We start from the raw sequence: 12,115 nt of genomic DNA on the forward strand, positions 1-12,115 counted from the left end.
AGGCGGGTTTATTTAATCTGTTGCTAGAATCATTAATTTTTGTCAGAAACCCGCCCCTACAACTAAAAAATCGCCTCGGCAACCCCTAACCATTGACGAAGCCATCCCAATTATGTTAGACCCCAAAACAAATCCTTTTTTAAATCAATCCGACCTACCCCTATTAGTAAAAGTGCCATCAATACCCCAAAACGCTTTATCCCAACGGATGCAGATTACCGACGATCTCGATAAACTGCTAGATATCCTACCCTTAGCAATTCGTCATCACGTCAGAGAAAATCCCAAACATGACCAATTAATTGAAGTGGTAATGGACTTGGGAAGATTACCAGAAGCCCGTTTTCCTGATGAGGCGGTTTATCTCGGCGAAACCCCCATTTCTGCGGAAGACTTACAACATTGTATCAAAGGCGTTGGAACCTTTAGCGGGGACAACCGGGCCGGAATTGAACGAACCCTACACCGTATCAGTGCTATTCGTAACCGCAGTGGGGATATTATTGGCTTAACCTGTCGTATGGGCCGGGCCGTCTTTGGTACTATCAGCATGATTCGGGATTTAGTGGAAACCGGAAAATCTCTCTTGCTGTTAGGTCGTCCAGGGGTGGGAAAAACCACCGCCCTGCGGGAAATTGCCAGGGTTCTCGCCGACGATTTTAACAAACGGGTGGTTATTATTGACACCTCTAACGAAATTGCGGGAGATGGGGACATTCCTCACCCTGCCATTGGCCGGGCCCGACGAATGCAGGTGGCCCGTCCTGAATTACAGCATCAGGTGATGATCGAGGCCGTAGAAAACCATATGCCTGAAGTGATCGTCATTGATGAAATTGGCACAGAATTAGAAGCGTTGGCGGCCCGAACTATTGCGGAACGGGGTGTACAGTTAGTGGGGACGGCCCACGGCAACCGGATCGAAAATTTGCTGAAAAATCCCACCCTTTCTGACTTAGTCGGAGGTATTCAAGCGGTAACATTGGGAGATGACGAGGCCCGACGGCGCGGTTCACAGAAAACCGTGTTAGAACGGAAGGCCCCCCCGACTTTTGACATTGCGATTGAAATGCTGGAACGTCAACGGTGGGTAGTTCATGAAGATGTGGCCCATACTATTGATATTCTTTTGAGAAATGGGGAACCGAACCCCCAAATGAGAACGGTTGATGAAAATGGGGAAGTGCAAATTACCCAGGAACAACCGAAGACATTCTCGACTCAAGGGACTTCTAGTCGTGGCCTGATGGAAACGATGGAACGGCCAACCGGTTGGCGAACCTCTGGACGCATGACCCCGGTGGCCCCTTTTAGCCCAAAAAAAGGCGCGGGTCTGACTTCTGCTTCGGAGTTTGACCGTCTTTTAGAAGCGTCTTGGTGTCAACCGGAGGATAAAGGGGATAAGGTAAGGGTTCCGGGCCCCAACGGGGAAGATTTTCCTGTCTATATCTATCCCTATGGTATCGGGCGATCGCAGTTGGAACAGGTGGTGGAAATTCTCAATTTACCGATTGTCTTAACGAAGGATCTTGATAATGCGGATGTGGTGATCGCTTTGCGTTCTCACCTCAAAAATCAACCTAAGTTACGTCAAATGGCTAAGGTGCGCCAAATTCCAATTCATGGGGTTAAATCTAACACAATCCCCCAAATTACTCGTACTTTGCAACGGTTGTTAGGCATGGATGAGGCGAAAGTCCCGGAAACGGCAGATTTACGCTTGTTTACCCGTGGGGGTAATGATGATGAGTTGGATGCTTTGGAGGAGGCCAGACTCGCAGTTGAACAAATTGTACTGCCGAAAGGTCAACCTGTGGAGTTGTTACCGCGATCGCCTAAAGTCCGAAAAATGCAGCATGAATTAGTGGAACATTATCATTTACAATCTGATAGTTTTGGGGAGGAACCTAACCGCAGATTAAGGATTTATCCGGCTTAGCTTTTAAACAAAATTTTTAGAGGTAGGCTAATCATAGTCTACCTATTTTTTATGCTGTAATCAGGATTAATTTTTATCAAAATTGAGTCGCTCATCTTTCAGAAAAGATTATCCTAGAAATAGAAAATAATTGAGAAGGAAACTTTAAAAACCATGAATTCTAATAATGAATCAGAAAGAAATCGAGAAATTCAACAAGAAATCTTGGCGGGCAGAAAATTCTCCTTAGCTGAGGTAATCGGTCGGGAAGGGGGTGACTTTTTGAAAGGAGAGTCCCCTGTTCCTAAATTATTACAAGCGACAACAGAAATTAATCAGTTTATTGCCCAAAATCTTCAAGATTCTTCGGGGGCATTACAAAGGATTTTACAAACTTGGGTAACGACTGATGAAGCTGGCGTTAGTCAGTATTTAAACACACCTAAACTTGCCTTGCGTCAGATGCTTACTAAAATTATAGAGAATCGAGAATTATTATATGAATTGGTTAAACAAGTGGATTTTAAGTGGGGACAATTGTATAATGAACGCCCTTATTTTCAATCACCAGGACAATTACCTCATCCCGATGATGAATACACTCATGAGTCAGTTAAAGCCAAGTTAATGAGTTTGTTGGCTATGTTAGAAACTGAATAATTAAGTTATCTGAATTTTCATTTATTTACCTCAGAAGGATTACACTATATTCTAACCAAATCTTGTTGTAGGGGTTAACGGCCGTTAACCCCTAGGTTTGACATCTAAAGAGTTATTCCTAAAAATGTAATAATTTGAGGCAATATTATCTTACAAGCTGTAGCTAATTTCGTGGCAGGTTCTAATCCTTTGGCAAGGGTTTCTAATAGATTAACGGCGCGGGTTGCTTTCTTTTGTAACCCTTGATCATCGGGTTTTTGACTCGCTTCAGCAATCGTTTTAACTTTATTTGCTGCCTCTGCTTTCTCCTCATCATCAAGCTCATTTTCGCTTTCAATGGCTTTCATTAATTCTTGTAATAAGGTTTTTAATTCATCATTTTTCTGATCATTATTTTCAGGAATTTGATTAATAGTATTATTCACATCTCCGATAATTTCTCCTAAGTTTAAAACACCAGAGTTATTAATATCTCTGATAGTGATATTTTTGCTACTATCTGTATTAGTCATTGCTTTTGCCTCTACATTAATTTCTGAAACGCCTTGAGAACAAACTAGACACCCTTCAAAAAGACGTTACAGACTTAAAAGTAGGACAGGCGACTTTAACCGAAAAAGTGGGCGGTATGGACAAGCGACTTGAAAAGGTAGAAACTGAACAAGCTACGATGGTTAAGGCTATTCCTGACTTACAGGGTTTTCGTTCCTTGATTGTACCAATTGTTGTGGCTGTAGCAACCGCTTTATTAACCTTACTTTTTCGTCTTGTTCCCGACTTCACTCATTGAAATAAGTCATAGAGAATTAATAATATTAAGCCCCTACAAAAATCATAATTAATGACTAATAAAATTTGGTTATACCGAACTTTTTATGCTAAATCAACACCTACATACAGACTGAAGCCTGATACTATAGAAACCAAGTCTCCCTTCGGAGACTAAATTGAACCCGCGTAGGCGGGTTTTGTCTGTATAGCTTAACCCTTAAGGGTTTGAGCCTATGCAGGTTCGGTAGAGCCTAAAATTATGATTATGTTGACAATTTATTGAGCATTGTGATTTTTCAATTGATTAATTAATGTAAACCGAATATCTCCTTTTTCTTCAATTAGTTTAACATCGGGATTATCATAAGTTAAATAATCTAACCCGATTTCTTTACCTGTCATTAAAAAATCAGTAATCGCTACTCGATAAATTTTTTCTAAGTTGATCGGTTCTCCTTTAATATACCAAGTATTTTGATTTAAGGTAACATTCCCATGCTGTAAAAATCCCCCTGATCCTTTATTCATAATCCCTTGCTCTAAAACTTGTTTAATGAGACTTCCTTTCATATCTACGGATACAATTTGTCCCCCAAAAGGTAAGATACGGATAATATCATATTGACTAATATTTCCTGGGGGAAGTACATCATCAATACGAATTGAACCCCCATTAAATATGGATAAATCAGCCGTTTCTACAGTGGTTAACATAGCTTGACTAATTAAATCAGTTAAATCTGTAGAATGATTACGGACACTACTTTCTAAACCATCTAATTCTACGGTCGTTTTGGCGATCACTTCTTCTGGTTCAAATCCATTATCCCGAAAAGCTTTAAACCCTTTTTCCCGCCATTCTTGGGCAACTTTTGCGGTTTTTTCTTCCTCAATAATAGAATCAGTTACAGGTTTTATCTGAGAATTAATGCTAAGTTTATCATTATCTGTATCATAATTTAATTGATGAATATAAACGGTTTTTGCGTTAGCATCTGCTTTGAATACGGGAGTAAAATCTGAGCCTCTCCATTGTTGAATATTTTCATGTTCATGGCCTCCCAAAATGATATCAATTTCAGGTATTGTCTCAGCTAATTTTTGATCCTGTGCTAAAGAAAGATGAGTAATAGCAACAATAATATCTACTTTATCTTTAAGTTGTGAAACCTGTTGTTTTGCTGTTTCAATGGGATCATTATAAGTAACATAATTCACTGGGTTACTATCAAGAGTTACACCAATTAAGCCAATTTTAACTGGGTTTCCTTCCTTTCGAGTTACTGTAATGATTTTATAGGGAAGAACATCAGGAAAAGGTTTCTTTTCTGCTGTCAAAACATTACCAGAAATCCAAGTAAATTTTGACTCTTTAATTCTCTCTAATAACTGCTCTAACTTAATATCAAATTCATGATTACCAAAGGTAGCAAAATCTAATCCCATGGCATTTAATACTGCGATCATTTGTTGACCAGCAAGGGGTTGATTATTAATTCTTGCTGTTCCTAAAGCGGAGGGACTTACAAAATCTCCCGCTAAAATTGTATAGGTGTTAGGATTAGCTTGAATCAGTTCTTTTCTAATAGTAGCAACTCGCGCTAGTCCCCCGACTTTTCCCCCAGAAATTGGCTCAATTTCATAGACATCATTTAATTGTAATAAGGTAATATTGACAATTTCTGCTAAAGCGGGATTACCATAACTGAGAAGCATAAAAGCAAATAATAAACTTAAGATTTTTGACATGATATTAATAGAACAAATCAAAGTACAATTAATATTGACATTATACAACTTGAATGACCACAAATGAACAATTTTTCTTCCCGTATGGATGGGGTACAGTCTCCTATAATTCCTATTGTTGGTCAACTAATTAGGGAAAATAAAGGAACGATTTCTTTAGGACAAGGAGTGGTTTATTATGCTCCTCCACCAGCAGCAATTGAAGGAATTAATCACTTTTTAAGTAATTCCCATAATCATCAATATAAGTCAGTTCAAGGAATTAATTCTTTAATTAACTGTATTGTTAATAAATTAGCAGAAGATAATCAAATTATTGTCAGTGATGACCATGCTATTTTGGTCACTGCGGGGGGAAATATGGCTTTTATTAATGCACTTTTAGCCATCACGAATGCAGGAGATGAAATTATTCTGAATACTCCCTATTATTTTAACCATGAAATGGCCATTACTATGGCTAATTGTCAGCCCATTTTGGTTAATACTGATGACAATTATCAACTTAATTTGAAAGCAATTGAAGCAGCAATTACTGCCAAAATTCGCGCAGTTGTGACCATTTCTCCTAATAATCCGACAGGAGTCGTTTATTCTGAATCAAGCTTAAGAGAAGTCAATCAACTCTGTCAAGAAAAAGGTATTTATCATATTTCTGATGAAGCTTATGAATACTTTACTTATAATGGGGTCAAACATTTTTCTCCTGCTTCAATTATCGGCAGTGAAAATCACACAATTTCCCTCTATAGTTTATCAAAAGCTTATGGGTTTGCCAGTTGGCGTATTGGTTATATGGTAATGCCTAAACATTTATTAGATGGAGTAAAAAAAATACAAGATACTATCTTAATTTGTCCTCCTGTTATCTCTCAATATGCAGCATTAGGGGCGTTAAATGTAGGTAAAGCTTATTGTCATCAATATTTGTCAGAAATTAATGAAGTTAGAGAAATTTTCATTCAGTCTTTGAATAAATTAAAAGATATTTGTACCATTATTCCTGCTGATGGCGCGTTTTATTTCTTTGTTAAAGTTCAGACAAAAATGAATGATTTTGAATTGGTTAAACAATTAATAGAAAAGTATCAAATTGCTGTTCTTCCTGGGGGAACATTTGGCATGAAAGAGGGCTGTTATTTACGCATTGCTTATGGTTCATTACAAAAAGAAATAGCAACAGAAGGAATTAAAAGATTAGTAAAGGGATTAAGAAATCTTGTCAGTTAAACCAATTATGATTTTTTTTCTACTCATATTGAATGCGATAAATTCGCCCATTAGCTTCTTCTGTAAACAATAAACTACCATCAGGTAAAACTAATAATCCTACGGGACGACCCCAAGTAGAAGGAATAGAAGAATCTTCTAAAAAACCTGTGATAAAATCTTCATAATATCCCCTAGGACGAGAGTTTTCATCAAAGGGAATAAAGACCAATTTATATCCCGTTCCTTGGTTACGATTCCATGAACCTCTAAAGGCAACAAATGCCCCATTCTGGTACTTTTTAGGAAAAGTTTTACCTGTATAAAATTTTAAGCCTAATGCCGCAGAATGAGATTGAAATAAAACATCAGGAGTTTGGGTTTTAGCTGCTAATTCAGGGTTAGAACTTTGACCATTAATTTGTTGTCGAGGATCTAAAAATCGAGGACTTAAATAAGCAAACGGCCAACCATAAAATTCTCCTTTTTGAATACGGGTAAAATAGTCGGGAACTAAATCATCTCCTAACCCATCTCTTTCATTAACAGTGGTATAAAGTTCCTGAGTAATTGGCTGAAAATCTAACCCCACAGGATTTCTTAAACCAGCAGCAAATGTTTCTTGATTAGAACCATCTAAATTCATCATTTGTACCGAAGCGCGAGGTAATTTTTCGACATCAACATTGGTTTTTGAACCGATAGAAACATATAACTTATTGTTATCCGGTGAAACTATGATATTTCTTGTCCAATGTTGTCGATAACCCCCCCCAGGAAGCTTGATAATTACATCACCTTTTCCTTGTAATTTTTTTTGGCCTTTTTGATAGGTATAACGACGGACAGCATTATGATTTCCTAAAAAGAAATATTCGTCAGTAAAGGCCATTCCAAAAGGAATATCTAAGCCATTTTCTGTCTTAGCAAAAGTTTGATAATCATCCGCCACCCCATCCCTATTAATATCCTTGAGTAAACGAATTTGATTCTGACGAGTTTCGGTCACTAAAACCTCTCCATTGGGGGTTAAAGCTAACCAACGAGGATGATCTAAATTATCAGCAAATACATTGATTTTAAAGCCATCAGCAACCTGTAAAATAGGTTGAGAAGGTATGGGAATCACTTGAGGAGGTTTTGAGGCACTATTGCTTGCAAAAGGTGGCGGCAAATTCTCGATCTTAATTTCAATTGGTTGGGTTTTTAAAGATTGGATATTAATCGAGATTTTGGGTTTGGGCAGAACATCCTTGTCGGGTTTTTCTGATGAATTATTAAAAGAGACAGTTTTTGATTGACAAGCAGAACTAAAAAGAATTATCATATAAACGAGGCATTTAGAATAATTCATTGTCAACAAAATCCATGAAGATAAACAAATAAATTTCAGTAAATATTCCGGTACTCCGAAGCTATTTATTTTTTTTCAAGGCTTATGATAACAACAGTAAACCCCTAGAAAAAACAACGTTAATAATTTCGACAATGGTATTTTAAAAATCAGAGAGAAGCTTTCAGACAAAGGTCTGGTAAAATCAGATTAACTCGACTTAAACTTAAAAATAAGCCTTTGTCTACCTTAAATCAAAGACCCATATTTTAAATATGATTTAGTTAAACACCGTATTTAAAAAAATGATGAGTCAGCTTTAACTGTAACATAACCTCGTCACCTCATCAGCTAGGAAGAGCCATGTGTTTGAATCCAGGGGATATTCTACGCAACCGATACAAAATTATTGATCAGATTGGAAAAGGCGGATTCGGTAAAACTTATAAAGCAAAAGATATCAGACAATCGGGCCATCCCCTGCGTGTTGTCAAGGAAATTATTGCACCCCTGTCATCTGATCCGCGTGTTTTACAAGAAATCAAGAAAAGATTTATCCGAGAAGGAAAAACCCTCTCAATCTTGGGAAAACACCCCCAAATTCCCGAACTTTTTGATTATTTTGCTGATGAGGGTAACTTTTTTTTAATTCAAGAATATATTGAAGGCCACGATCTTTCTGAAGAAGTCGGGCCAGGATCATTACCCTTAAGTGAAGCAGAAGTCATTAAATTTTTACAAGATGTTCTAGAAATCTTAGTCTTTGTCCATCAACAACACATTATCCATCGAGACATCAAACCCTCAAACCTGAGACGACGGAAAAAAGACGGTAAAATTTTCCTCATCGATTTTGGTGCTGTCAAAGAACTTAATAGCATGGCGATCACCGCTTCTGAGACAGGCAACTTTACCCAAACAATCGGCACCCCAGGTTATATGGCCGCCGAACAACAAAGCGGGAAACCCCAATTAAATAGCGATCTTTACGCCTTGGGCATGATTGGGATTCAAGCCTTGACAGGGTTACATCCCAGAACCCTCCCCAGCGATCCCCACACAGGGGATGTGATTTGGCGTTATTCTTCCCCAGAACATCCCATGATTGAGGTTAATCCCGACTTAGAACGGATTCTCAACAAAATGGTACGCTATATGTTCAGCGATCGCTATTATTCAGCCATTGAAGCCCTAGAAGACTTACATTCCCTCTCAGTCACCGGAAAATTCTGCAAAAAACGCCCCAAACCGAGGCTATCTCCTCCCAAGGACAAAAAATTCCCCACCCAAGTCTGGGTAGGGGTTGGCTCCGCTTTGATGATTTTCGGCGTTTGGGTTGTCAGTCAAGTCATTCCCAAAACCTGTCCCCTCACCACAGGAGATGATCTCAGTTGTGGGGAAGAAATTTTAATCAGAACCGTTGCTTTACCCGAAAAACAAGAAGGAGTAAAAGCTTATCGTCAAAGACGCTATGAGGAAGGAGTCGCCTGGTTAGAAAAAGCCCGACAAAAAGACCCTAATGATCCAGAAACCCTCATTTATTGGAATAATGCCCAATTAAAAGCCCAAAAAATTCCCTTTTATACTATCGCCGTCGCCGTTCCCTTGGGCAACCCCTCTGACGGGGGAGACTCAGGCAAAGAAATTTTGCGGGGTGTGGCCCAACTGCAAACAGAAATTAACCGCGATCGCAGGATTAAAGGTCATGGGTTACGGGTTGTCATTGCGGATGATTATAATGATCTTGATCGCGCCAAAGAAATTGCTGGCAAAATGGGGAGTCAAGGGGAAATTTTAGGGGTTGTTGGTCACTATACCAGCGATAATACCCGCGCTGCCTTACCAACTTACGATCTCAACCATTTAGTCGTTATTTCCCCCACCAGTACCGCCCAAACCTTAGCGCAAGACAATTCCCGATTTTTTCGGACGATTCCCCAAGATAGTCTTAATGCAGAGCGTTTAGCCCGTTATCTTGCCCAAACTGCCCGACGACAAAAAGTGGTGGTTTTTTATAATCCTAATAGTGCTTATAGTCGTTCCCTCCATGAACGTTTTTTAATCAGTTTTGATGAACAAGGGGGACAGGTTGTTAAACAATTTGATTTATCAAAACCTATCTTTGACGCGGCTGCGGCAATTCGTCAAGGAGAAAATCGTGGGGCAACCAGTTTAGTTTTATTTCCTGATGCTAAATCAAACCCTTATGCTTTTTCTAATGCTTTAAAAGTAATTCGTGCCAATCAAGGAAAGTATTTGATGGTCGGGGGTGATAGTTTATACACAACAGATGTTTTACAAGAAAGGGGTACAGCTAAAGATATTATTGTTGCCATTTCTTGGCACTATTTAGCAAATTCTAATCAGGTATTTTTGGCAGAAGGAAAAAAGTTATGGGAGGGAACAGTTAGTTCTCGAACGGCAATGGCCTATGATGCAGCAAAGGTGTTAGCGACTGCCTTAGAAAATCAATCATCTCTGGATTTTAGACAGAAAATCCAAGCAATTTTTGACCCAACAATTCGGCGAGAACTAATGTTTAGGACGGTAAAAAGTCCTTATTTTGAAACGGAAGGAGCTACGGGAAAAATAACCTTTGAATTAAGTGGAGATCGCCATGAAGCTGTGGTACAATTAGTCAGAGTGGTTCCGACAAAATGTTCTCCTTATGGCTATATGTACATTCCTATTCAATATAAATCAGCAGAAGAAGCAGGATTAGACTGTTATTAATTATTATTAAAATATGAAAAAAACTACCCAAATTTTTACCATTATCTTTTGTTTTAATCTTACCATTACTGAGGTTAAATCTCAAGATGTTCCTATTTATGATTCTCAAGCAATTTTTCATCCCGTTATTAGCAAAAATGGCATGGTTTCTTCTCAGGAAGACTTAGCTACCCAGGCCGGTTTAGAAGTCTTAAAAGAAGGAGGAAATGCCATAGATGCAGCAGTAACCATCGGCTTTACTTTAGCGGTAACTTTGCCTCGTGCTGGTAATTTAGGGGGGGGTGGATTTATGTTAATTCATTTAGGAAATCAACAAAAAACTATTGCCTTAGACTATCGAGAAAAAGCTCCTCTCGCCGCTACTTCTGATATGTTTCTTGATGAAAATGGACAAGTTAATCAACAAAAAATTAGATTTAGTCATCAAGCTGTAGGGGTTCCAGGCACAGTTGCGGGCTTAGCTATGGCCTTAGAAAAATATGGAACAATTTCTTTAGAAAGAGCTTTAAAACCTGGGATTGAACTAGCAGAAAATGGCATAATAGTTGATGAAGATTTGTATAATTCCCTACTCTTTGCTAAAAAACAACTACAAAAATCTAGTTCCAGTATGGCGATTTTTTATAAAGCTGATGGTAGTCCCTATGAAATGGGAGAAGTTTTGCAACAAAAAGATTTAGCTAATAGTCTTAAACTCATTGCAAAACAAGGAAAAAATGCTTTTTATCAAGGAGAAATTGCTGATAAAATTATTGCTGATATGGAAGCTAATAATGGCTTAATTACCGAGGAAGATTTAAAGAAATATAAACCTATTATTAGAGAACCTATTGAGGGAAATTATCGAGGGTATAAAATCTATTCTATGCCTCCACCAAGTTCAGGGGGAGTCCATTTAGTACAAATGTTGAATATCTTAGAAAATTTTCCCATTCAGTCTTTAGGTCATAATAGTTCATCCACTTTACATTTAATGGTTGAAACCATGAAATATGCTTATGCAGATAGGTTTAAATTTATGGGAGATACGGATTTTATAGAAGTTCCCATTTTTCGTTCGATTTCTAAAAATTATGCTAATCAAATTGCAAAAAAAATTAATTTAAATCAAGCAACACCCAGTCAAAATATCATGCCTCAACCCGCTTTTGAAGGGAATGAAAGTATACAAACAACTCACTATTCTATCATGGATAGTTATGGCAATGCAGTCTCTAATACTTACACCTTAAACTTTAGTTATGGCAGTGGTTTAACTGTCCCAGGAACAGGCATTTTATTAAACAATGAAATGGATGATTTTACGGCTCAACCAGGAGTTCCTAATTCTTATCAACTCTTAGGAGGAGAAAACAATAATATTGCTCCTGAAAAACGAATGCTAAGTTCCATGACTCCCACTATTGTAATGAAAGAAGGAAAACCTTGGTTAGTGACAGGAAGTCCAGGAGGAAGTCGTATTATTACTACTACCTTACAAATTATTATGAATGTTATTGATCATCAAATGAATATTGCTGAAGCCACTAATGCAACCCGAATTCATCATCAATGGTTTCCCGATAAAATTTTAGTAGAAAGGGGACTTAGCGTTGATACCATTAAATTATTGGAAGCAAAAAGACATATAATTGAGAACAGTTTTGCTATGGGAAGTACCCAAAGTATTATCTACGAAAAAGGTCAATTTTATGGGGCTTCTGACCCGCGAAGAACAGGGGCATTAACCCTTGGTTATTAAG

General features: G+C 38.0%; 9 protein-coding genes. 6 read left to right on the plus strand and 3 right to left on the minus strand.

The genetic code is table 11. The features are described 5' to 3' along the window. Positions 1 to 112: 112 nt before the first annotated feature. Positions 113 to 1,939: a R3H domain-containing nucleic acid-binding protein gene (locus VB715_RS07265; protein ID WP_416336911.1), complete on the plus strand. Its 1,827-nt coding sequence runs from the start codon at positions 113 to 115 to the stop codon at positions 1,937 to 1,939. Positions 1,940 to 2,092: 153 nt separating this feature from the next. Beyond that, positions 2,093 to 2,578: a hypothetical protein gene (locus tag VB715_RS07270; RefSeq protein WP_323300520.1), complete on the plus strand. Its 486-nt coding sequence runs from the start codon at positions 2,093 to 2,095 to the stop codon at positions 2,576 to 2,578. A gap of 104 nt (positions 2,579 to 2,682) precedes the next feature. Here VB715_RS07270 and VB715_RS07275 read toward each other — a convergent pair whose 3' ends face one another. Continuing rightward, entirely contained in the window at positions 2,683 to 3,090 is a 408-nt protein-coding gene (locus VB715_RS07275) for a hypothetical protein (protein ID WP_323300521.1), read from the minus strand. Positions 3,091 to 3,206: 116 nt separating this feature from the next. On the opposite strand from VB715_RS07275, the gene VB715_RS07280 reads away from it, so the two are divergent. Further along, complete coding sequence (locus VB715_RS07280; protein ID WP_323300522.1) at positions 3,207 to 3,368, plus strand: hypothetical protein; 162 nt, start codon at positions 3,207 to 3,209, stop codon at positions 3,366 to 3,368. 257 nt (positions 3,369 to 3,625) lie between these two features. On the opposite strand, the gene VB715_RS07285 is transcribed toward VB715_RS07280, so the two are convergent. Beyond that, positions 3,626 to 5,098 carry a bifunctional metallophosphatase/5'-nucleotidase gene (locus tag VB715_RS07285; RefSeq protein ID WP_323300523.1) on the minus strand — a complete coding sequence of 491 codons (1,473 nt, stop codon included), beginning with the start codon at positions 5,096 to 5,098 and terminating at the stop codon, positions 3,626 to 3,628. Between the two features lie 63 nt (positions 5,099 to 5,161). Between VB715_RS07285 and VB715_RS07290 the strand changes: the two genes are divergently transcribed. Next, positions 5,162 to 6,328, plus strand: coding sequence for a pyridoxal phosphate-dependent aminotransferase (locus tag VB715_RS07290; RefSeq protein WP_323300524.1), 1,167 nt, complete (start codon positions 5,162 to 5,164; stop codon positions 6,326 to 6,328). A gap of 19 nt (positions 6,329 to 6,347) precedes the next feature. Here the strand turns inward: VB715_RS07290 and VB715_RS07295 are convergent, their stop codons facing one another. Next, positions 6,348 to 7,661, minus strand: coding sequence for a sorbosone dehydrogenase family protein (locus VB715_RS07295; RefSeq protein ID WP_323300525.1), 1,314 nt, complete (start codon positions 7,659 to 7,661; stop codon positions 6,348 to 6,350). A gap of 342 nt (positions 7,662 to 8,003) precedes the next feature. Here VB715_RS07295 and VB715_RS07300 point away from each other — a divergent pair, with 342 nt between their 5' ends. Together VB715_RS07300 and ggt are read left to right on the plus strand one after the other, a co-directional pair. Then, on the plus strand, positions 8,004 to 10,373 hold the full coding sequence (locus VB715_RS07300) for a bifunctional serine/threonine-protein kinase/ABC transporter substrate-binding protein (RefSeq protein ID WP_323300526.1): 2,370 nt from the start codon (positions 8,004 to 8,006) through the stop codon (positions 10,371 to 10,373). Positions 10,374 to 10,386: 13 nt separating this feature from the next. Then, positions 10,387 to 12,114, plus strand: coding sequence for a gamma-glutamyltransferase (gene ggt, locus VB715_RS07305; protein ID WP_323300527.1), 1,728 nt, complete (start codon positions 10,387 to 10,389; stop codon positions 12,112 to 12,114). Position 12,115 lies beyond the last annotated feature (1 nt).

It is taken from the genome of Crocosphaera sp. UHCC 0190 (assembly GCF_034932065.1).
In the GTDB taxonomy this organism is placed as follows: domain Bacteria; phylum Cyanobacteriota; class Cyanobacteriia; order Cyanobacteriales; family Microcystaceae; genus UHCC-0190.

Coding starts and splice junctions, on each gene's coding strand:
- ggt (WP_323300527.1), top strand. CDS start 10,387: ATGAAAAAAACTACCCAAATTTTTACCATTATCTTTTGTTTTAATCTT.
- VB715_RS07280 (WP_323300522.1), top strand. CDS start 3,207: ATGGACAAGCGACTTGAAAAGGTAGAAACTGAACAAGCTACGATGGTT.
- VB715_RS07295 (WP_323300525.1), bottom strand. CDS start 7,661: ATGAATTATTCTAAATGCCTCGTTTATATGATAATTCTTTTTAGTTCT.
- VB715_RS07285 (WP_323300523.1), bottom strand. CDS start 5,098: ATGTCAAAAATCTTAAGTTTATTATTTGCTTTTATGCTTCTCAGTTAT.
- VB715_RS07275 (WP_323300521.1), bottom strand. CDS start 3,090: ATGACTAATACAGATAGTAGCAAAAATATCACTATCAGAGATATTAAT.
- VB715_RS07270 (WP_323300520.1), top strand. CDS start 2,093: ATGAATTCTAATAATGAATCAGAAAGAAATCGAGAAATTCAACAAGAA.
- VB715_RS07265 (WP_416336911.1), top strand. CDS start 113: ATGTTAGACCCCAAAACAAATCCTTTTTTAAATCAATCCGACCTACCC.
- VB715_RS07300 (WP_323300526.1), top strand. CDS start 8,004: ATGTGTTTGAATCCAGGGGATATTCTACGCAACCGATACAAAATTATT.
- VB715_RS07290 (WP_323300524.1), top strand. CDS start 5,162: ATGAACAATTTTTCTTCCCGTATGGATGGGGTACAGTCTCCTATAATT.